Here is a 21171-nt window from a genome sequence, read left to right on the forward strand (position 1 = left end):
TGTCCAAAAGCCTGGCGTCAGGGCGCCGCCGGGCAGTCCTTGTCGTCGTCCTGCAGGGCAAACAGCTCCACTGGCTTCAGCCCCAGGCCCACCATACCCAGCGCCTCGGCGGCGCCCCGGCTCAAATCAATCACCCGGTTGCGGGTGTGTGGACCACGGTCGTTGATGCGCACGATCACCGTGCGCCCTGTGGCCTGGCTGCGTACGCACACGCGTGAGCCAAAGGGCAGCGTGGGGTGCGCGGCCGTGAGCGCTCGCATGTCAAACAGCTCCCCGCTGGCAGTACGCCGCCGGTGGAACTGCGCCCCGTACCATGAGGCAAGGCCCACTTCATCCGCCTCCAGGCTGAGCGGCGACCCGGCAGGAGTGTTCGGCTCCGGTTTGGCCGGGGGATCGATCAGCATGGCCTCACCCGGCACGGACAAGAGATTAGGGGCCAGCGCATCCGGCTCAGCTTGCAACCCCTGGGCCTGAACAGCGGCGCAGGCGCTGCACAGCAGCCACAGACCCACCGCTCGCCGCAGCAGCACCCGCAGGGCAGCGCCGCGATGGGCCCCGGGAGGCTGTGTGCCCCCCGCCATCAGATCCCCAGCCGGCGACAGATCTCCAGCGTCGCGGCGCTTTGGTTCATGGTGTAAAAGTGCAGCGCGGGCACACCGGCACTGCGCAGCTGGTCGCACAGGTCGGTCACCACATCCAGGCCAAACGCCTTGATGCTGGCGGTGTCGTCCCCAAACGCCTGCAGCCGCAGGCGGATCCAGCGCGGAATCTCGGCACCGCAGGCATCCGAAAACCGCATCAGCTGCGTGGAGCTGGAAATCGGCATGATGCCCGGAACCACCGGTACGTCGGCACCCAGCTGGTGAGCGTCTTCGACGAAGCGGAAATACGCGTCGCTGTTGTAGAAGTACTGGGTGATCGCGGAGTCCGCGCCCGCACGCACCTTGGTCACATAGGCCTGCAGGTCTGCCTCGGGCGACCTGGCCTGGGGATGCACCTCGGGGTAGGCTGCCACTTCAAGGTGGAAGTCGCGGCCCGTTTCGGCGCGGATGAAGGCCACCAGATCGCTGGCGTACTGGAACTCGCCACCCGCGCCATAGCCGCTGGGCAGGTCGCCGCGCAGCGCCACCAGGCGCTTGACGCCCATGGCCTTGAGTGTGGCCAGCTGCTCGCGCACCGACTGGCGCGTGGCCCCGATGCACGAAAAGTGCGAGGCGGCACCCACGCCTTCGGACAGGATCTCACGCACCGTGCCGAAGGTGCCTTCTTGCGTGGAGCCCCCTGCGCCATAGGTCACCGAGCAGAAGTCGGGGTGCAGGGCATACAGCTGCTGGCGTGCCACGCGCAGCTTGTCGGCACCTTCAGGCGTCTTGGGCGGAAAAAACTCGAAACTCACCGGGAACCCGGTGCCTTGCGCGTGGGCTGCATTCATGCGGCTCTCCTTGCGTGTACAAAAAATTCTCGGTTGCCATCGCCGCCCTGGATGGGACTATCAATCCACGCCAACACCTCCAGGCCCAACGCGGCGCAGCAATCGCGGATGCGCTGCTCCACCACCGCATACAAGGACTCGTCGCGCACGATACCGCCCTTGCCCACCTGCCCGGGTTGCAGCTCGAACTGCGGCTTGACCAGCATGACCAGGTCGCTCTGGGGCGCCAGCAACGGCACCAACGCAGGCAACACCAGGGTGAGCGAGATGAAAGACAGGTCGCCGGTCACCAGCGTAAAACTGGACGTGATGTCCACATCGGCGCACTCGGGCCGGCGGCGGCGCTCCACCGGCAGCGTTCCCTGGGCGCGCTGCGCGCGCTCGGACTTGAAGGCCTCGATGTCCTGGTCCTTGGCGTCGTCGCTGTCGTCGTACGCCTCGTCCACCAAGCCGCCATTGCGCATCCAGCTGTAGGGGGCCTCGGGTTGGGTCTCGTTGTCTTCTTCGGGCACGATGACTTCGGACAAGGCCATCTCACAAGCCTGCACCAACGCATCGGGCGTGAGCGAGCGGGCATTGACGCCCTCCACACACACCACACGCAGATCGCTGCGCAGCCGGTCGTGCAACTGGGCGTGGCCCACGTCCACCCCAATCACCTGGGCGGCGCCCTGCTGAAGCAGGCAGTCGGTAAAGCCGCCTGTGCTCTGCCCGACATCCAGGCACCGCAGGCCAGCCACCGACAGGCCCAGCGCCTTGAGCGCGCCTTCCAGCTTGAGCCCGCCGCGCGAGATGTACTTGGCTTCTGCATCGTCCAGCAGCTGCACCTCGGCCACTGACGGAATGTCGTCGCCGTTCTTCACCACCTTCTGCCAGGGCGCCAGCGGCGACAGGCGCCACTGCGCGCCCGAGGCAATCAGGCGCTGCGCCTGCGAGCGCGTGGCAGCGTGGCCACGCTCCACCAAAAATACATCTGCGCGCATCGCGCCCATCCTTTTAGAGTCAAATCGGCTGGTAGCGCTAGTGAATCATGCGCCAGCAGCTATCAATTAAAGAGCAATCAGACATTGCTCCGAGCAACGGCGCCAGACCACCGTGCGCGCGCCCCGTCGCCGGGGCGCGCTGCACAGGGATCAGTAGCGGTAGGTGTCAGGCTTGTAGGGGCCTTGCTTGGGCACGCCAATGTAGGCGGCCTGCTCATCGCTCAGCTCGGTCAGCATGGCGCCCACCTTCTTGAGGTGCAAGCGTGCCACCTTCTCATCGAGGTGCTTGGGCAACACGTAGACCTTGCCGTTCTCGTAGTAGTCGCTGTGCGTGAACAGCTCGATCTGGGCGATGGTCTGGTTGGCGAAGCTCGACGACATCACGAAGCTCGGGTGGCCCGTGCCGCAGCCCAGGTTCACCAGGCGGCCCTTGGCCAGCAGGATGATGCGCTTGCCGTCCGGGAAGATCACGTGGTCCACCTGGGGCTTGATTTCTTCCCACTGGTATTGCTCCAGCGTGGCGACCTGGATTTCGTTGTCAAAGTGGCCGATGTTGCAGACGATAGCCTGGTCCTTCATGGCCAGCATGTGCTCATGGCGGATCACGTCCTTGTTGCCGGTGGTGGTCACGAAGATGTCGGCCTTGTCGGCAGCGTATTCCATGGTCACGACCTTGTAGCCTTCCATTGCGGCCTGCAGGGCGTTGATGGGGTCGATCTCGGTCACCCACACCTGGGCGCTCAGGGCGCGCAGCGCCTGGGCAGAGCCCTTGCCCACGTCGCCGTAGCCCGCCACCACGGCCACCTTGCCGGCGATCATCACGTCGGTGGCGCGCTTGATGCCGTCCACCAGCGACTCACGGCAGCCATACAGGTTGTCGAACTTGGACTTGGTCACCGAGTCGTTCACGTTGATGGCGCGGAACATCAGCGAGCCCTTGGCCGACATTTCCTTCAGGCGGTGCACGCCCGTGGTGGTTTCTTCGGTCACGCCGATGATCTGGGCGCTCTTGCGGCTGTACCAGGTCGGGTCTTGCGCCAGCTTGGCCTTGATGGAGGCGAACAGGCAGGTTTCTTCTTCGCTGGTGGGGTTGGCGATCAGCGATGCGTCCTTTTCGGCGCGCTTGCCCAGATGCATCAGCAGCGTGGCATCACCGCCGTCGTCCAGGATCAGATTGGGGCCTTCGCCCTCGGTGCCGGCAGCGCCGAAGTCAAAGATGCGGTGGGTGTAGTCCCAGTATTCCGCCAGGGTTTCGCCCTTGATGGCGAACACGGGCGTGCCAGCGGCAGCAATCGCGGCAGCGGCGTGGTCTTGTGTGGAGAAGATGTTGCACGATGCCCAGCGCACTTGTGCACCCAGCGCCTGCAGGGTTTCGATCAGCACGGCGGTCTGGATCGTCATGTGCAACGAGCCGGTGATGCGCGCGCCCTTGAGCGGCTGCTTGGCGGCGAATTCTTCGCGGATGGCCATGAGGCCGGGCATTTCCGTTTCGGCGATGCGGATCTCTTTGCGGCCCCATTCGGCCAGGCCGATGTCGGCAATGATGCAGTCGGTGTTGACCGGGGCGTTGACGCGTGCGTTCATGATGGTGTGCTCCAAAGCATGTTTGAAAAGCCACTGCGCGAAGGGGATGGTCGATACGACTCACCGCACGCGAAGTGGATGAGCGTCGTTGCTAGATGACTCCGAGCCTCACGCCCCGCCTGTGCTGGGGACGCTGCAACGCTCCTCGGATCGGCGGATTATAAAAGCAAGTGCTCGCCCGGCGCTACGCCAGCGGGGCAATCCATCCCCCAGCCTTGCACGGAACAGTAAAATCCCGCGACCGCAGACCTCGTGGCCTCCCCGCAGGCCCCGCCCCCAGATTCTTGTGCAGGGCACGCTGCCCCGCTCCATCCCACTCAGGAACCCTTGTGTCCTACGCCCCAGAAACCCGGCGCCGCCGCACCTTTGCCATCATTTCCCACCCCGACGCCGGTAAAACGACGCTGACGGAAAAGCTGCTGCTGTTCTCTGGCGCGATCCAGATCGCCGGCGCCGTGAAGGGCCGCAAGGCCAGCCGCCACGCCACCTCCGACTGGATGGAAATTGAAAAGCAGCGCGGCATCTCGGTGGCCTCGTCGGTCATGCAGATGCTCTACCGCGAGCATGTCATCAACCTGCTGGATACGCCCGGCCACAAGGACTTCTCGGAAGATACCTACCGTGTGCTCACCGCCGTCGATTCGGCGCTGATGGTGATCGACGCCGCCAACGGTGTGGAAGCACAAACCCGCCGCCTGATCGAAGTCTGCCGCCAGCGCGACACGCCCATCATTACCTTCGTCAACAAGATGGACCGCGAAGTGCGGGACCCGCTGGACATCATGGACGAAGTGGAGCGCGAGCTGGGCATGCCCTGCTGCCCCATGACCTGGCCCGTAGGCCAGGGCAAGGCCTTCGGCGGCATCATCAACCTGCGCACCAAGACCATGACGGTGTTCGAGTCCGGCAGCGAACGCCGCCCGCAGGACTTTGAATCCATACCTCTGTCGGATGAAACCACGCTGCGCGCGCGCTTCGGCGCCGAGTTTGACGCCGCGCTGGAGAGCATGGAACTGGCCGTGGGCGCATCCCCCGCATGGGACCACGAGGCCTTCCTGGCCGGCAAGCTGACCCCCGTGTTCTTTGGCTCCGGCGTGAACAACTTCGGGGTGATGGAGGTGCTGGACGCACTGGTGGACATGGCACCGCCACCCGGCCCGCGCGTGAGCACGCTCGAAGTCAACAAACAGCCCGTGGTCAAGACCATCCAGCCCGAAGACGAAGGCTTTGCTGGCGTGGTGTTCAAGGTGCAAGCCAACATGGACGCCAACCACCGCGACCGCATCGCCTTCGTGCGCGTGGCGAGCGGCAAGTACACGCCGGGCATGAAGCTCAAGGTGCAGCGCACCGCCAAGGAACTGCGTCCCACCTCGGTCGTGACCTTCATGTCCCAGCGCCGCGAGGCCGTCGAAGAAGCTTATGCAGGCGACATCATCGGCTTTACCACGCACGGCGGCGTGCAGCTGGGCGACACCATCACCGACGGCGCCAACCTGCAGTTCACTGGCCTGCCGTTCTTCGCACCCGAGATGTTCATGACCGTCGTGCTGAAGAACCCGCTGCGCACCAAGCAACTCCAGCAGGGCCTGGCCCAGCTGGGCGAGGAAGGCGCGATCCAGGTCTTCAAGCCCGATGCCGGCGGCAACATGCTGCTGGGCGCCGTGGGCCAGCTGCAGTTCGAAGTGGTGCAGCACCGCCTGAAGGCCGAGTACGACGCCGATGTGCGGCTGGAGGGCTGCCAGTACACGGGCGCGCGTTGGATCACGGCCGACAATGCCGCCGACCTGCGCGCGTTCACCGACGCCTACCCGCTGCGCCTGGCGCACGACGCGGCCGACACACTGGCGTACCTTTGCACCTCGCCCTACGACGTGCGGCTGGCGCAGGAGCGGTTTCCGAAGATCCATTTCCATCCTCTGCGGGAGCATGCGGGGCTGGCTTTGCAGGGAGCATAGTCCGCACAAGGCACAACATTCTTGTGCACTCAGCCCCTCGGATTTTCCTCATGCAGAAATGAATCACCCAGCCTTCGACCATGGAACAGCCACCCCTGAAGCCTCGTCCTTCCTCGCTGACGATCATCTGCCCGATGAAAAACGAGGCTGGAAATCTCGCTGCATTTTTTGCGCGACTGGTTCCCGTTCTGGAGTCCGTTGCGGACACTTACGAAATCCTATGCATCAACGACGGTAGCAGCGATGACACCCTGCCGCAATTACTGCTGGCAAGGGAGCGCAATCCTCACATTCGCATCGCCGACCTGTCACGAAACTTCGGCAAGGAGGCGGCCCTCACCTGCGGCATAGAGCTGGCAAGGGGCGACGTCGTCATCCCCATGGATGCTGACCTCCAGCACCCGCCCGAAGTGATCCCGGACATGGTGCGCCACTGGCGCGAGGGCTTCGAGGTAGTCCTGGCGAAACGGCAAAGCCGCGAGGAGGAACACTGGGCGCGGCGCACAACCGCCGGATGGTTTTACCGCCTGCAGAACAAGATTTCCGAAGTCGATATTCCCGCCGATGTCGGCGATTTCCGACTCATGGACCGCAAGGTCATCGAAGCCCTGAAAAGACTGCCGGAACGCCGCCGCTTCATGAAGGGTCTGTTCGCGTGGGCCGGCTTTCGGCAAACGACGGTCACTTTTGTCTGCGAGCCCCGGTTTGCCGGCGCGAGCAATTTCTCAGGGTGGCGTTTGTGGAATTTTGCGCTGGAAGGTATCACCTCCTTCTCCACGGTCCCGCTTCGCATCTGGACCTACATCGGGTCCACCATTGCGGCCTTCGCCCTGGTTTATGCCATCTTTCTGTTGCTCAAAACCTTGATCTTCGGGCGCGACGTGCCTGGCTACGCTTCGCTGATCACATCCGTTCTCTTTCTCGGCGGACTCCAGCTCGCCGGGCTGGGCGTGCTTGGCGAATACATCGGCCGCATCTATGGGGAAGTGAAGCAGCGACCCATCTACATTGTTCGCGAACTTTATGACTTTCCGGATCGCACCTGATTCCCTATCGAGCAAGATTGCCAAGTTCTCTGGCATCGGTGTCATCAATACGTTGATCCATACGGCCATCGTTGTGCTGTTTGTGGAGCGCCTGGGCGCTCACCCCTCCCTGGCTAACGCCATAGCATTCATGGCCGCCAACATCTTTTCCTATTGGGCCAACCGCCGATGGAATTTCAAGACGGCGGCGTCGCTAGGGCAATACGGGCGCTTTCTCCTCGTGTCCTTGGCCGGGCTGGCCATCACCGTGCTGGTCAGCGGGCTGGCTGCCTGGGCGGGCTGGCATTACCTGGTGGGGCTCGGGATGGTTTTTGTCGCACTTCCGGCGCTCACGTTCCTCCTGCATTGGCGATGGACGTTCAAGCACTGACGACCGGCCGCCTCGCACTGCGCGAAAAGATCGACCGCCACCCCGGGGTCGAGTATCTCAGCGTGACGCTGCTTGTGTCAGTGATCACCCTGCTTGCACACGGCCAGTCACTCCAGGGTTTTTGGCGCTGGGATGACGGCGCGCACCTGAGTTACGCGGCGCAATATGCGCCCTGGCAATATTTCTTCGAGCCCCTCGTTGCCCAAGGGCACTCCAGCGCCAACGTGGCGCCATGGAACCTGCTGTTCTACGACATCAATCTGAGCTTGTTCGGCATGGCCCCGGCTGGCCACTACGCACATTTGCTGTTCGTGATGGCGCTGGGTTCAGTGCTGTTCTACGCCGTGTTGCGGCAGTGGCTGGCGCCCCTGCCTGCGCTGGTCGGTGCCGTCGCACTGCTGCTTGGCAAGCCCACAGCCCACATTGCAGCGGGCCTGATGCATGGGCACTATGCGACCGGCTTTCTGTTCGCCATGCTGTCGATCCTGGGCTGGACCCGGCATCTGCAGGGCGGGCGCGGATATTGGCTGGGGCTATCCACCCTTGCCTACCTGCTAGCGACCGCGTGCAAAGAAGTCTACGTACCCCTGGTCATTCTCTTGCCCTTCCTGCCCGTGGGCGGGCTGCGGCAACGGATGCACGCACTGATCCCGTTCGTGCTGATTGCGCTCGCCTATGTGGGATGGCGCTATCTGCTGCTGGGGCGTCTCATGGGGGGCTACAGCCAGGAGATTTTTGAGGCCAGCGAGGCCTTGCGCCAGCTGCTCAAGGTTCCCAAGCTGCTCCTGGGCTCCAAGCCCCCAGGCAACCTTCTTGCACTCGCATTCTTTGGCCTGCTGTGTATCGCTGCCGTGAAACGGCGCTTGAACGGGCCCATGCTCCTCGTATCCTTTGGCATCGTCTTGTTGCCGCTGGTACCACTCACAGCCTTTCCAGGCATCCACAGCCCGGACCGCTACCTGTTTGTGCCATGGATTGCGTTCTCGGCCTGTCTGGCAGCCGTCTGGCCCCAGGGGCTGCGCCCCATGGCTGCAACGCTCGTCAGCGGGGTGCTCGTTGCTGCCCTGGCGGGCGTGCATGCGCAGGAGAAACAGGTGCTGGGGCCCAATCTGGCCTATTGGGACACGCTGTACCGTTTTGCGCTGTCGCTGGACAAAGCACGGCAGGGCATCTTCGTCGCCCCAGAATTCGGTGGCACCGATGAGGGATACAAGCGGTTTGTGCTGACCCGGGCCAGACAAACCGCCGACCTCTTTGTGCCAAATCCTCAGCCGGGCGACCTGTGGGTCGTGGACGAGAAGAACCCGAGCCCGGACTCCATCGCCTTGGATACCTTGCAGTTTTTCGAATTCAGTGGCGGCCACATGGTCCCCATGTCCACCGACAAACTCGCGGAGAAATGGCACAACCCAACGCGCGTACAACCGGCCCAAAGCCCTCGCTGACAACGGATCTCCTTCCGTTCACCCGGAGGGGTGAGCCCAAGCACCAAGCCGCCATGGCATCCGCCAACACCCAACCCGCCACACCATGCCTTCTTGCCCCCCCTTGTTGCCACTGAGTGCCTGGATTCCACCGGCCAATCTCGCAGGTCTGTTCACCGACATCGACGACACCCTGACCACCGAGGGCGCCATCACGCCCGACGCACTGCAGGCGCTGGCTGACCTGAAGGCGGCGGGCCTGGTGGTCATTCCCATCACCGGGCGGCCGATTGGCTGGTGCGAGCCTTTCATGGCGGGGCCTGCCGGTTCGGCCTGGCCTGTCGATGCCATGGTGGCAGAGAACGGTGCCGTGGCATTTACCCGCAGCTCTGGCGCTCAACCAACGCGGGTCAAGCGCTACCAGCAAGACGCCGCCACGCGCAGTGCCAACCAGGCGCGCATGCGTGAGATCGCCGCCCAGGTCGCTGCGGAAGTGCCAGGCGTCGCCCTCAGCCGCGACAGCGCCGGGCGTGAGACGGACCTGGCCTTTGACTACGCAGAGTTCGCCCGGCACTCGCCCGAAACCGTGGAGCAGGTGCTGGCTGTGCTGCAGCGCGCTGGCATGCAGACCACGGTGAGCAGCATCCACATCCATGGCTGCTTTGGGGACTTCAACAAATGGCAGGGAGCTAACTGGATTGTGCGCGAGCTGCTGGGCCGCGACCTTGCGCAGGAGCTGGACCGCTGGGTGTTTGTGGGCGACTCGGGCAATGACCAGGCGATGTTCCAGCACTTCACCCACAGCGTGGGCGTGGCCAACATCGCGCGGTTTGTGCCGCAGCTCAAGCACCTGCCACGCTATGTGACGCAGGGCGAACGGGGCGCGGGGTTTGCCGAAGTGGCGCGGGCGATCCTGGCGGACCGCTGACTGTCAGCGAAGCAAGCGCAGCAGGCAACAGGACGCAGTCGCCACAGCCCCTGGCTGATCGACGCAACGAGGCCAGCGCTCCCGGGACGGCACAGTGCACGCAAGACCTCCAGGAAGCAGTTTTGACTGAAAACGCCCGCTTGCGCCAGTGGAATATGCCGTGATAGCTATTATTTCAATAGCACGACCATCAAGCCTTGAGGAAGATATCGGTATCCGGCGCAAAACACGCATGCAGCGGCAGCAGCGCTCCGCCCAGCGCACGGGCGTCCGAGCCCATGGTGCCCAGCTCCAGCCGGGGGGGCTGGTGCAGGCCTTCCCAGTTGTAGTCGGCCAGCGCGTGGCGAGCGCCCTCGCACAAGGCCTGCAGCAGCTCGGGGGCTGCGGCGCCATCGACCACCACGGCATCCAGGTCCAAAAACGCCGTGGCCGAGACGATGCAGTGCGCCAGACCGGCCGCAGCGCGCGCAATCCAGCCCCGGCTGTGTTCCAGCCACGGGGCCTGCAGCACACGTTTGTCGTAGGCGGCCATGGGGTCGAGGCCGTGTTCGCGAAAGCGCTGCTCCAGCTCCCACAGCGAGGCCTGGCTGATGAGCTGCGCGGGCGCCTGGCCCGGCTGGGCGGGTGACAGCGGCAGCGAAGCCACCGCACCTGCGTTGCCATGCAGACCGCGATGCAGGTGCGAGTTGATGACCAGCCCGCCACCCACAAAGGTGTCCATGAACAGGTACAGAAAACTCGGGATGTCGCGTCCCCGCCCCTGCAGCAGCTCGGCGACGCAGGCGGCGGAGGTGTCCTTGGCAAAACTCACGGGCAGCTCGGTCATCTGCTGCACCTTCTCGGCCAGGTCGATGTTGTTCCAGGCTTCGGACTGGGCCTCGGTGAGCCCCAGCATGCGGTGCCAGCCGCCGAGCTGGAACGGCGCTGCCACGCCCACGCCCACCACGCGCGAGCGCAGCGGGCCCAGGCCGTCGAGCAGCTGGTTCAGGTGCGTGCGGATGGCGGGCAACAGCACATCGATGTCGGGGAAGGCGTAGTCGAGCACGATGCGCTCGCGCACATGGCCGGTGAAGTCCACCAGCAGCCAGTCGGCACTGCGGCGGCCGATCTTGATGCCGATGGCAAAGGCGCCGTCGGGGTTCAGGCCAATCGGCACCGAGGGCTGGCCCACGCGGCCGCGCACGGGCGCTTCGCGGCGCAGCAACTGGTCTTCGTCCAGCCGGGCGGTGATGAGTCCGATGGTCTGCGCCGTGAGGCCCGTGACCCGCGCCATCTCGGCCTTGGCCAGGCTGCCATGGGTGCGCAGTGCCTGCAGCACCACGCGCTCGTTGAACTGGCGCAGCCCCACGTGGTTGGAGCCGCGCTGGCGCAGCAGCGCGGGGCTGGCGGCAGCGTTGTCAACGGCGGGTAGGGATGCGTCGGTGTCCAGCATGGTGATGAAACGATCAGGCGTTCAGAGTGTCGCCGATGACGCCCTTGCGCAGCAGGAAGTTGCCCCAGGGCTGCAGCTCGCCCGTCACCACGATGGCATAGGCCTTTTTGACGCGCTCGTAGAACGCGAAACGCTCCACGCCTTCTGCCTGCGCGCTGGCCACGCCCTCGCGTGCCAGCACGTCCATGGTTTCGCGCTGCAGGGCCGAGCGGTACGGCGGCTCGGTGCCGCCCACCTGCATGTAGGCCACGGGGTGCGGCACGTCTTGCGCCAATGGCAGCACGCTGGCCACCGCTTGCACGGCGCGCGCCATGCCGATGCCGGGCAGGCGCAGCACGGGCTTGCCCGCGCCCAGGCTCATGGCGGTGAAATTGGCATCGGCCAAAACAATGGCGTCGTCATGGCCCATCTCGGCCAGCACCTTGAGCAGGTCGGGGGTCAGCAGGGGATCAATGTTTTTCAGCATGGGGGCGTTTCAGGCAAGGCATTCGGCAGGCAGGTCGGTGGCCGCCATGGCGCCCGTCATCACGGCCACCGTATCGCTCATGCTGATCTTCTTCGGGTTGACGACGGCGGCGCGCTTGCCCAGGCGGGCGATGTGGATGCGGTCGGCAATCTCGAACACATGGGGCATGTTGTGGCTGATGAGAATGACGGGCAGACCTTTGTCGCGCACGCGGCGGATCAGCTCCAGCACCATGTTGCCTTCCTTCACGCCCAATGCGGCGGTGGGCTCGTCCATGATGACGACATGGCGCGCAAACGCTGCTGCGCGCGCCACGGCCACGCACTGGCGCTGGCCGCCAGAGAGGGTCTCCACCGCCTGCGTCATGGAGCGGATGCCGACCTTCAGCTCGGCCATGCGGGCCACGCTTTCTTCGAGCATCTTTTTCTTGTCGAGCATGCGCAGCGCGCTGCCCAGCAGTCCGGGGCGGCGCAGTTCGCGGCCGAGGAACAGGTTTTCGGCAATGGTCATGGCCGGGGCCACGGCCAGGTCCTGGTACACGGTTTCGATGCCCGCGCGGCGTGCGTCGATGGGGCTTTTGAACTGGATGCGCTGGCCGTCGAGCAGGATCTCGCCTTCGTCGGGCACGGTGGCGCCCGACAGCGCCTTGATGAGACTCGACTTGCCCGCGCCGTTGTCGCCGATCACGGCCAGGATTTCACCGGCGCGCAGTTCAAAGTCGGCGCAATCCAGCGCGGTGACCTGCCCATAGCGCTTGACCAGGCCCTTGGCCTGCATGACCAGCGGGGCGTTCGTTGTGTGTGGGGAGGTGGTCATGATCAACGCACTCCTTTGCGCGAGAGTTGGTCAGTGGCCACGGCCAGGATCACGAGGATGCCGGTGACCAGAATTTGGTAGACCGACGACACGCCCATCAGCGTGAGCCCGTTGCGGAACACGCCCACAATCAGCGCCCCCACCAGCGTGCCCAGGATGACGCCGCGCCCGCCAAACAGGCTGGTGCCGCCCAGCACCACGGCGCTGATGGCGTCGAGATTTTCGGTCTGGCCCGCGTTGGGGTCGCCCGCGCCGGTGCGAGCCACCGACAGCACCGACGCGATGCCGTAGAACAGGCCGGCCAGCACATACACGCCCAGCAGCACCTTGTCGGTGGCAATACCGGTAAGGCGCGTGGCTTCGGGGCTGTTGCCCACGGCGTACACATGGCGTCCGGGCGCGGTCTCGCGCAGCGCAAACCAGGTGACGAGGTACAGGGCCAGCATGAGCACAGCCCCCCACACGATGGCGGTCTGCCCCAGCTGGAAGGTGTTGCCCAGCGCGGTCATGCCAGCGGGGATGTCGGTGATGGTCTGCGCGCCTGAATACAGCTGCGTGGCGGCAAACGCGATGTTGAGCGTGCCCAGCGTGACGATGAAGGGCGGCAGCTTGATCTTCGTGACCAGGAGGCCGTTGATCAGGCCGAACAGCATGGTCACGGCCATGCCGCAGGCAATCGCCACGGGTGCCGAAAGGCCATAGTCCGCCGCCATCTTGGTCATCACGATGCCGCCCAGCGCCATCACCATGCCACACGACAAATCGATGCCCGCGGTGAGGATCACGAGCGTCTGGCCAATGGCGATGACCGCCACCACCATGACCTGCTGCAGGATCAGCGCGAAGTTCTGCGCCGACAGAAAACGCTCGCTCTGCGTGGCAAAAAAGGCGCACGCCAGGATCAGCGCGATGAACGGCCCCAGCGTGGCCAGCGGCGGTAGTTTGGAAGCGGTCGAGGACATGGCGGCTCCGTGCGGGTGGACAAAGGTGGCGCTCAGGCAGGCACGTTGCAGCTTGCCTGGCGCCTATTCAGCAGAGGCGGCTTACTTGGCGCCCCAGCACAGGTCGGTGCCGGTCTTCACATCCTTGCTATCCACGCCCGCCATGGGCTTGGCAGCGATCAGCGTCACGCCGGTGTCGGTGTAGCCGCTGACCTTCTTGCCGGTCTTGGCGTATTCCACGCCTGCCGCCACGCCCATCGCGGCCATGCGCAGCGGGTACTGCTGGCTGGTGGCGGCGATCACACCCTTGCCCACGTCGGCGATGCCCGCGCAGCCACCGTCCACCGAGACGATGAGCACGTTCTTCTCCTTGCCTGCGGCCTTGAGCGCGTTGTAGGCACCGGCAGCGGCGGGCTCGTTGATGGTGTAGACGATGTTGATGTCGGGGTTCTTCTGCAGGCAGTTTTCCATGCCGGTCTGGCCCTTGGCGCGGTCACCAAAGCTGTCGGCCATGCACACCACCTCGGCGGGGCGCGACAGCTCGTTGCTCTTGGCATCGTTGGCCTGCAAGCCAAAGCCCTTCAGAAAACCGTTGTGCCGCTGTGCGCCCACGGGGTGGCCGGGGAACAGGTCCAGCGTGGCAATCACGGGCTTCTTGCCCGCAGCGGCGGCCTTGGCGTACTGGCCGATCAGCTCGCCCGCCTTGTAGTTGTCGGTGGCAAACAGCGCGTCCGTCGCATCCATGGGCTCGGTGGGGCTATCGAGAGCAATCACCATCACGCCGCGTGCCTGCGCCTTCTTGATGGCGGGCACGATGGCCTTGGCGTCGCTGGGGGTGATGAGGATGGTCTTGGCGCCCGCGGCGATCAGGTTCTCCATGGCCGTGACCTGGCCCGCGTTGTCGCCATCGGTCTTGCCCGCCGCCGACACCAGCTTGGCGCCCAGCTTCTTGGCCTCGGCCGTGGCGCCCTCTTTCATCTTCACGAAGAAGGGGTTGGTCTCGGTCTTGGTGATGAGGCCGATGACGGGCTCGGACGTCTGTGCCTGGGCCAGGCCACAGGCCAGGGCGCCGGTGAGGGCAAGGGCAGAAAGCGCGAAGGCGGGGGTGCGTTGCATGGCGTTGTCTCCGGGTTGTGGGATGGCAGATTCCTGTCGGCCCCGTGCTGCGCGGCTGGCAGGTGAACCACTCTTGTCGGGTGGATGGGATCGAACTATAGTGGCCGACTAGTTAATAAATCAAGTGGATTTACTTATGGTTTTCCCTATCCAGTCCGCCGACTCCAGGCCCGCCCACACCGCACCGCCGCTGCGGGTGGCCACGGCGGGCGAGGCCTTGTTTGACCTGATCGAAGAGCCCGATGGCCGCCTCAAGCCCTGCGCGGGCGGCGCGGTGTACAACCTCACGCGAGCGCTGGGTTTGCAAGGGGTGGGCACGCAGTACCTCAACCCACTGTCGGGCGACATGCTGGGGCGGCAATTGGCGCGCGGCCTGCACGATGCTGGCGTGGCCCTGCCAGCGCCCACGCCGGTGCGTGCGCCCAGCGCGCTGGCCCTGGCCGCGTTGGATGCCGAGGGCAAGGCCAGCTACAGCTTCTACCGCGACGGCGTGGCCGACCGCCAGGTGACGGCCGCTGCGCTGACGGCTGCTTGCGCCGCATTGCCAGAGCTGCAAGTAGTGGCCACGGGCTGCCTGGCGCTGGTGGCACAAGATGCCGCCATCTACCAGCCCTGGCTGGCAGCGCAGCGCGCAGCAGGCCGCATGGTGGTGGTCGATGCCAACCTGCGCCTGTCGGCCGTGGACGATGCGGAGGCCTACCGCGCCAACGTGATGAGCGCCCTGCAGCACGCCCACCTCATCAAGGTGAGCGACGATGACCTGGACGCGCTGGCTGTTCCGGGTGCCAACGCATTGGAGCGCGCCCACTGTTTGCAGCAGCAAACACAGGCCCAATGGCTCGCCCTGACCCTGGGGCCGGAAGGTGCCTGGCTGCTGCAGCGCGACGGCTTGGCCGTGCATGCGCGCGAGGAGGCTCCGATCACTGTGGTGGACACGGTGGGCGCGGGCGACTGTTTTCTGGCGGGTTTGATCACCGCCTGGCTGGCAGGGCCTGAGCGGGGCGAAGAAGCGCTGACCTTGCGCCCGGGTGGCCTGACGACGCCCGTTGCGGAGGCCCGGCTGCGCGCCGTGCTGCACCATGCGCTGGCCAGCGCCAGCCACTGCGTGGAGCGGGCGGGCTGCACGCCGCCCCGCTACGAAGAAGTGCAAGAGCGGCTGGCGTTGCGGCGCTCAGCGACCGCAGCCGGCCAATAACACTTACTCGGCGGGTTTGGCGGCTGGCTTGCGGGCCCGGCTGCGTGGACGGGGAGCGGCCGCCTTGGTGGGATCCGCGTCTTGTGCCTCAGCGGCTGGTGCGTCGGCCGCAGAAGCCGATGCCTCGGCAGCTGTAGCACCGCCCGCATCCGCCACGGCACGCGCGCCACGCGCTCGGGGCGCAGCAGCAGCCTTGGGGGCGCTGGCAGCTGGCTTGGCACCGCCTCCACTGCGGGCGCGGCTGCGGCGAGGGGCTGCAGGCTCGGCACCATCGTTCTCAGCAGGTATCTGCGCTGCCGGGGCCTCGGAGCCATCCAACGCTTCGGTGCGCGCATCCTGCTCAGGGCTGCTGTCGATCACCCGCTCCAATGATCCGGCCTCGTGGGCCACCGGCTGGCTGAAATAGCGGCTGGCCGGGCGCTCTGACGGCACATCCGCCTGCTCGGACGCCCGTGGCTCCTGGTTCGAGTCATTGCGCGGCTCGCTGCGCTGCGTGGAGCGTGTGTCTGGGCGGTCGGCGCCCTCACCGCGACGCCCCCGGCTGCGGCCCTGCGCGCCCTGCCCTTCGCCACTGTCAGAACGCAGATCGGGTGCCGTCGCCACCGCATGAAAGTCGTGCCGTGTGGCGCCGCCCTGGCTGGCTCGCTCACCGGCTCCTTCAGACCGCGCGGGCGCGGCGGCGGCAGTCGGCCCACCGTGGCTGCGGTACACATACGCACCCGATTTTTCATCGCGCCCAAACTCCAGCAGGCCGCGCGCCTGCGCTTCCTCCAGCAGGTTGCCAAAGGTGCGGAAGCCATACCGGCCTTCGCTGAAATCGGGCTTGCGGCGCTTGATGGCCTCCTTGAGCACCGAGGCCCAGATCTTGCCGGTGTCGCCGCGCTCGGACAGCAGGGCTTCAAACGTTTCGGCCGCCAGCTCCACGCCCTGGGTGCGGCGTGCGTCCTGGCTTTCCTTGCGGTTGCGCTCCTCCTCGGGGCTGCGACGGGGCGCGGGTGCCGGATTGCTGCCCGGGCTCTGGCGGCGGGCCTGGGCGCGCTGGTTTTCGCGCACCAGGTCGTCGTAGAAGATGAATTCGTCGCAGTTGGCAATCAGCAGATCGGACGTGGACTGCTTCACGCCCACGCCGATCACCTGCTTGTTGTTCTCGCGCAGCTTGGACACCAGCGGCGAAAAGTCCGAGTCGCCGCTGATGATGACGAAGGTGTTGACGTGCGACTTGGTGTAGCAGAGGTCCAGCGCATCCACCACCAGGCGGATGTCGGCCGAGTTTTTGCCCGACTGGCGCACATGCGGGATTTCGATCAGCTCGAAATTCGCCTCGTGCATGGTGGCCTTGAAGCCCTTGTAGCGCTCCCAGTCGCAATAGGCCTTCTTGACCACGATGGAGCCCTTGAGCAGCAGGCGCTCCAGGATGGGCTTGATGTCGAACTTTTCGTACTGCGCATCGCGCACGCCCAGAGCGACGTTTTCAAAGTCGCAAAACAGGGCCATGCTGATGCTGTCGGAGGGGGATGCCATAAATGCTCGCGGTGTTCCGTTCAATGTTGGGACGGATCATCACACGGAACGCATTGCCCCCTCGGAGAGGCGTGGCCTCACGTGGGTTTGGCCAGGCCCAGTTTCTCCACCAGCGCCTTCTCGCGCGTGAACGTGTCCTGCGCAAACTTCTTGTAGGCCGACGTGCTCATGTACATCGGCACCATGTCGTAGCGTGCCAGGGCCGTCTTGTAGCTCTCCTGCTCCATGGCCTGCTTGAAGGCATCGTGCAGGCGCTTGACCACCGCATCGGGTGTGCCCTTGGGTGCGCCGATGCCAAAGGGCGAGTTCTGCACCAGGTTCAGGCCCAGCTCCTTGAGCGTGGGCGCGTCGGGGAACTTGGCCAGGCGCTCGGCGCCCCAGGTGTTGAGCACGCGCAGCTTGCCCGCCTCGACCTGCGGTGCAAAACCGGTGGAGTCGGCCGCCGCCATGATCTGCCCACCCAGGATGGACTGCATCAGGTCGGCACTCCCCTTGTAGGGCACGTGCAGCAGCTCCAGGCCCAGCTGCTGCGCGATCAGCTCCATGGTCAGGTGCGGGCTGGTCATGGTGCCGGTGGAGCCGTAGCTCAGCTTGCCGGGGTTGGCCTTGGCCCAGGCCACGAAGTGCGTCCAGGTCTTGAGCGGGGAGTCGGCAGGCACCACCAGGCCAAACGCGTAGCCGGTGACGTTGAGCACGTAGCTGATGTCCTTGACCGGGTCCCAGTTGATCTTGGTGGTGTAGGGCAGGCGGAACACGCCCAGCGGAATCTGCGCCACCGTGTAGCCATCGGCCGGAGAAGTTTGCAGCTGCTGCGCGGGCAAGGTGCCGCCGGCACCGGGCTTGTTCTCCACGATCACGGGCTGGCCCAGGATCTTGCTGGCGTTGTCGGCCAGCGACCGCATGGTGATGTCGGTGGGGCCACCGGCCGGGAAGGCGATCACGAGCTTGATGGGCTTGCTGGGAAAGCTCTGGGCCTGCGCCAGGAATGCGGGGGCAGCGAGGCTGGCGGCTCCCCATTGGATGATCTGGCGACGTTGCATGGCGAGGCTCCTGAAAATGCAAAAACAAAGACTTCACCATTGGACTGCAGGCCGCGCTGCGAGGGCATGCGGAAACCCCCTAGCCGCTGTCGCCCAGGCGCCAGCGCGCAGCCCTTGCGCTGGTGCACCGCCAGGGCCGCATCACGCCTTGTAGGTGGACAACAAGATACTGGTTTCGGTGTTGCCAATGCCGGGCGTGAGGCGAATGCGGCCCAGGGCCGTGTCAAACGCCTCCAGGCTCTCGGCACGCACCTCGGCCACGATGTCCCAGCGGCCATTGGTGGTGTGCAGCGTCCCCACCGTGGGCTCGCCGCGCAGCGCCCGGATGACGGCGGGGGCGGCATTGCCTTCGACCGCAATGCTCATCCACGCACGGATGCGCTGCGGCTCGGAATCAGGGCGCAGGCGCACGGTGTAGCCGGTGATGACGCCGCTCTCTTCCATCTTGTGCAGCCGGTTTTGCACTGTGCCGCGCGATACGCGCAGCTTTTGCGCCAACGTGGCCACAGGGGTGCGCGCGTCCGCACGCAAGATGCTGATGATTTCGCGGTCGGTGTCGTCAAGCTTGGTCATAGTGGGCTTCAAAACTGGCAGAACGGCAATTTATCAACCATTTTGACCAGTTATGAGGCTAGAGGATAGCAGGGGCTGCCAAGAAAATTCTGGGACTTCTTCCCGCTTCTTTCACACCCAACCCCGCCATGCACGCCTCAGTCCAAGCCCCCAGCGCCGTTGTGATGGTGCGCCCGCACCGCTTTCACCCCAACCCCGAAACCGCCGCCGACAACGCCTTTCAGGTGCGCACCGCGCAGCTGGCGGCCCGTGACACCTCGCGCCGCGCGTTTGCCGAGGTCACTGCTGTGGCAGAGCGCCTGGAGGGCGCAGGGGTGCGCGTGCACCTGTTCGACGACCCCGGCGAGCACGACACGCCCGACGCAGTGTTCCCCAACAACTGGTTCTCCACCCACGCGGGCGGCCATGTGGCGATCTACCCCATGTACGCCAGGAGCCGGCGGCGAGAGCGGCGCAGCGATGTCATCGAGTTGCTCAAGGCCGAGTACCGCGTGCAGGACGTGATCGACTACTCGGGACTGGAGGCCGATGGCATGTTTCTGGAGGGCACCGGTGCGATGGTCCTGGACCACATCGGCCGCATTGCCTACACCGCGCAATCGAACCGCGCCGACCCCGTGGCTCTGGAGCGCTTTTGCACGCACTTCAACTACGAGCCCATGGTCTTTGCCACGGCAGACGAGGAGGGCCAGCCCTGCTACCACACCAACGTGATGCTCTGCATTGGCACCGCGTTTGCGCTGGGTGGCTTTCACATGATCACCGACCCTGCGCGCCGTGCGGCCGTGTGCGAGCGCCTGCGCGAAACGGGCCGCGAGGTCATCGCCCTGAGCCCCCACCAGATCAGGGAATTTGCCGGCAACGCGCTGGAGCTCTCGGGCGCCCAGGGCCGGGTGCTGGCGCTGTCGGCGCGCGCCGCTGCCAGCCTCACACTGGCGCAGCGTGCCACCATCGAGCAAAGCGCCCGCTTGCTGCCGTTGGACGTGCCAACCATCGAACTGGCGGGTGGATCGGTGCGCTGCATGCTGGCGGGCGTGCACCTGGCTCGGCGCAGTGCGGGGGGCTGAAATTTCAGTCCAATTCACTGCTTGCGCTAGTCGAATATGCCCGAATAGCTATTGAATTTATAGCAGGCTACTTCAGCTGGTTGCCTGCTGGCGGACCCTGCACGTCCAGCCGCGCATCACAACCCACGCCCGATGCGATCCAGCGCCGCGCCAGCGCCGACATGGCGCGCACTGCCCAGGGGTGGGTGAGCCCCGTCGCCCCGGCCGGATCGGCCACCATGCCGCACCAGTAGCGCTGGTCCACATCGCTCCAGCGCAGGGCTACGCAGGCGCCACGGCGGCGGCGCGAGACCAGTACACCCAGCGGACATGGTTCCGCCAGGCAACACAGACCACAGCCATTGCAGGGCGCTCCCTCGGCCGGCTTGGCAGGTGCTTCGGGGTGCAGCCACACCACGGTGGTTGGTTGAGGGGGTGGTACGGGCATGGACGATGGGTAGCGTGCAGCGCGGCCACAGCGCCGCAAGCACACCGATGCATTGTGCCGCCAGCAAACCGCTGCGCGCACCGGGATCGCAGGTGCACAGGTTCGCCCAGCCCTGCGCCGCAACCCGAGGGAGAGCGGTGTGCACCCGCCCCGCGCACGCCCCCAAAAAAAGCCCCTGCCGCTATCGCAGCTGGGGCTGAACCGGCCGAAGGGACCGGGGAGGGAGACAAGCAATCAGATCTTGAACCGCGTCTCAGAGGCGCAAAACGCGGACTCAACAGCCCGAAGGACGGTTGGGGCGCATGGGCACGATGCCGCTGACGCGCAGCGTGGCGCCAGATCCGTCCGACGCCGTCAGCGTCTTGCCGCTGAAGCGCACCTGGTCGCTTTCGCGGACCACGGCAGTGTCGGTGGGTTCGCCGCTGCCGTATTCCTTGCCATCGAACGTCAGGAACACCTGGTGCAGGCTGGTGGCGTCGGGGCGGTAACGGATATCGCCAAAGGCCGTGGCCGATGAACCCACCTTGTTGGCGCCATCAAACCGGAAGGTGCACAGCTCCGGCACCGAACCGACAGGGTTCTTCTTGTCCACATCGGTGAGGTTGAGAGCGCCGTTGCCATACACGCCATTCAGGCCATCGATGGTGGCGTTGCTGACTGTCAGCACACCGGGCTCGTTGCTGGGAGATGGGTCGTCGTCATTGCCACCGCCGCAGGCCACCAGCAACACGGAGGTGGCCGCCAGAGCGGTACAGGTCTTGAGGAATTTGAATGCGTTCATGGTGATGGGCGTCCTTGAAATGTGGATGGAAGGTGGGGAGCCGATCCCCTGCAATCCATCGTAGGAAGCCCATC

General features: G+C 65.4%; 21 protein-coding genes and 1 riboswitch. Of the genes, 7 read left to right on the forward strand and 14 right to left on the reverse strand.

All coding sequences use genetic code 11. From position 1 onward, the window contains the following. Positions 1–17 precede the first annotated feature (17 nt). The 4 genes from IB236_RS22255 to ahcY all read right to left on the reverse strand — a co-directional run bounded on the left by IB236_RS22255 (position 18) and on the right by ahcY (position 3999). Positions 18–404, reverse strand: a complete 387-nt coding sequence (locus tag IB236_RS22255; RefSeq protein ID WP_369817452.1) for a septal ring lytic transglycosylase RlpA family protein — start codon at positions 402–404, stop codon at positions 18–20. Positions 405–580: 176 nt separating this feature from the next. Further along, positions 581–1432 (reverse strand): methylenetetrahydrofolate reductase [NAD(P)H], encoded by an 852-nt coding sequence (metF, locus tag IB236_RS22260; RefSeq protein WP_108497768.1) that lies wholly within the window; start codon positions 1430–1432, stop codon positions 581–583. Next, positions 1429–2415, reverse strand: a complete 987-nt coding sequence (locus IB236_RS22265) for a TlyA family RNA methyltransferase (protein WP_192422254.1) — start codon at positions 2413–2415, stop codon at positions 1429–1431. The genes metF and IB236_RS22265 overlap by 4 nt, the downstream gene beginning before the upstream one ends. A 150-nt stretch (positions 2416–2565) precedes the next feature. Continuing rightward, a complete protein-coding gene (gene ahcY, locus IB236_RS22270) occupies positions 2566–3999 on the reverse strand; it encodes an adenosylhomocysteinase (protein ID WP_056743912.1) in 1434 nt (477 codons plus the stop codon). A gap of 73 nt (positions 4000–4072) precedes the next feature. Next, positions 4073–4152, reverse strand: a riboswitch (S-adenosyl-L-homocysteine riboswitch). A 176-nt stretch (positions 4153–4328) separates the two neighbouring features. On the opposite strand from ahcY, the gene IB236_RS22275 reads away from it, so the two are divergent. The 5 genes from IB236_RS22275 (at position 4329) to IB236_RS22295 (ending at position 9722) form a co-directional block, all read left to right on the forward strand. Further along, positions 4329–5954 carry a peptide chain release factor 3 gene (locus IB236_RS22275; RefSeq protein ID WP_056743833.1) on the forward strand — a complete coding sequence of 542 codons (1626 nt, stop codon included), beginning with the start codon at positions 4329–4331 and terminating at the stop codon, positions 5952–5954. An 80-nt stretch (positions 5955–6034) separates the two neighbouring features. After that, positions 6035–7000 (forward strand): glycosyltransferase family 2 protein, encoded by a 966-nt coding sequence (locus IB236_RS22280; RefSeq protein WP_192422255.1) that lies wholly within the window; start codon positions 6035–6037, stop codon positions 6998–7000. Continuing rightward, the gene (locus IB236_RS22285) at positions 6978–7370 is read left to right on the forward strand and encodes a GtrA family protein (RefSeq protein ID WP_056743831.1); all 393 of its coding nucleotides are present in this window, start codon (positions 6978–6980) and stop codon (positions 7368–7370) included. Before IB236_RS22280 ends, IB236_RS22285 begins: the two co-directional genes overlap by 23 nt. Then, complete coding sequence (locus IB236_RS22290) at positions 7352–8815, forward strand: hypothetical protein (protein WP_192422256.1); 1464 nt, start codon at positions 7352–7354, stop codon at positions 8813–8815. Before IB236_RS22285 ends, IB236_RS22290 begins: the two co-directional genes overlap by 19 nt. Before the next feature lie 85 nt (positions 8816–8900). Continuing rightward, positions 8901–9722: an HAD family hydrolase gene (locus tag IB236_RS22295; protein WP_192422257.1), complete on the forward strand. Its 822-nt coding sequence runs from the start codon at positions 8901–8903 to the stop codon at positions 9720–9722. A gap of 190 nt (positions 9723–9912) precedes the next feature. Here IB236_RS22295 and IB236_RS22300 read toward each other — a convergent pair whose 3' ends face one another. The 5 genes from IB236_RS22300 to IB236_RS22320 all read right to left on the reverse strand — a co-directional run bounded on the left by IB236_RS22300 (position 9913) and on the right by IB236_RS22320 (position 14493). Beyond that, complete coding sequence (locus tag IB236_RS22300) at positions 9913–11154, reverse strand: ROK family transcriptional regulator (protein WP_192422258.1); 1242 nt, start codon at positions 11152–11154, stop codon at positions 9913–9915. 13 nt (positions 11155–11167) lie between these two features. Beyond that, a complete protein-coding gene (locus IB236_RS22305; RefSeq protein ID WP_056743823.1) occupies positions 11168–11620 on the reverse strand; it encodes an RbsD/FucU family protein in 453 nt (150 codons plus the stop codon). 9 nt (positions 11621–11629) lie between these two features. After that, positions 11630–12436 carry an ATP-binding cassette domain-containing protein gene (locus IB236_RS22310; RefSeq protein WP_056743821.1) on the reverse strand — a complete coding sequence of 269 codons (807 nt, stop codon included), beginning with the start codon at positions 12434–12436 and terminating at the stop codon, positions 11630–11632. Between the two features lie 2 nt (positions 12437–12438). Next, on the reverse strand, positions 12439–13398 hold the full coding sequence (locus tag IB236_RS22315) for an ABC transporter permease (protein WP_015015732.1): 960 nt from the start codon (positions 13396–13398) through the stop codon (positions 12439–12441). Positions 13399–13479: 81 nt separating this feature from the next. Beyond that, the gene (locus IB236_RS22320; RefSeq protein ID WP_056638934.1) at positions 13480–14493 is read right to left on the reverse strand and encodes a sugar ABC transporter substrate-binding protein; all 1014 of its coding nucleotides are present in this window, start codon (positions 14491–14493) and stop codon (positions 13480–13482) included. 136 nt (positions 14494–14629) lie between these two features. On the opposite strand from IB236_RS22320, the gene IB236_RS22325 reads away from it, so the two are divergent. Then, entirely contained in the window at positions 14630–15688 is a 1059-nt protein-coding gene (locus IB236_RS22325; RefSeq protein WP_192422259.1) for a PfkB family carbohydrate kinase, read from the forward strand. A gap of 3 nt (positions 15689–15691) precedes the next feature. On the opposite strand, the gene IB236_RS22330 is transcribed toward IB236_RS22325, so the two are convergent. The 3 genes from IB236_RS22330 to IB236_RS22340 form a co-directional block, all read right to left on the reverse strand. Next, a complete protein-coding gene (locus IB236_RS22330; protein WP_192422260.1) occupies positions 15692–17209 on the reverse strand; it encodes an NYN domain-containing protein in 1518 nt (505 codons plus the stop codon). Between the two features lie 77 nt (positions 17210–17286). Next, entirely contained in the window at positions 17287–18249 is a 963-nt protein-coding gene (locus IB236_RS22335; RefSeq protein ID WP_108498456.1) for a tripartite tricarboxylate transporter substrate binding protein, read from the reverse strand. 141 nt (positions 18250–18390) lie between these two features. Next, complete coding sequence (locus IB236_RS22340; protein WP_192422261.1) at positions 18391–18822, reverse strand: Lrp/AsnC family transcriptional regulator; 432 nt, start codon at positions 18820–18822, stop codon at positions 18391–18393. Positions 18823–18950: 128 nt separating this feature from the next. On the opposite strand from IB236_RS22340, the gene ctlX reads away from it, so the two are divergent. Then, positions 18951–19889 (forward strand): citrulline utilization hydrolase CtlX, encoded by a 939-nt coding sequence (gene ctlX / locus IB236_RS22345; protein WP_192422262.1) that lies wholly within the window; start codon positions 18951–18953, stop codon positions 19887–19889. A 67-nt stretch (positions 19890–19956) separates the two neighbouring features. On the opposite strand, the gene IB236_RS22350 is transcribed toward ctlX, so the two are convergent. Together IB236_RS22350 and IB236_RS22355 are read right to left on the reverse strand one after the other, a co-directional pair. After that, positions 19957–20316, reverse strand: coding sequence for a hypothetical protein (locus tag IB236_RS22350; RefSeq protein ID WP_192422263.1), 360 nt, complete (start codon positions 20314–20316; stop codon positions 19957–19959). Positions 20317–20590: 274 nt separating this feature from the next. Next, a complete protein-coding gene (locus IB236_RS22355) occupies positions 20591–21097 on the reverse strand; it encodes a hypothetical protein (RefSeq protein ID WP_121941067.1) in 507 nt (168 codons plus the stop codon). Between the last annotated feature and the right edge of the window lie 74 nt (positions 21098–21171).

This window comes from Acidovorax sp. ACV02, assembly GCF_014851475.1.
Classification (GTDB): Bacteria; Pseudomonadota; Gammaproteobacteria; order Burkholderiales; family Burkholderiaceae_C; genus Acidovorax; species Acidovorax delafieldii.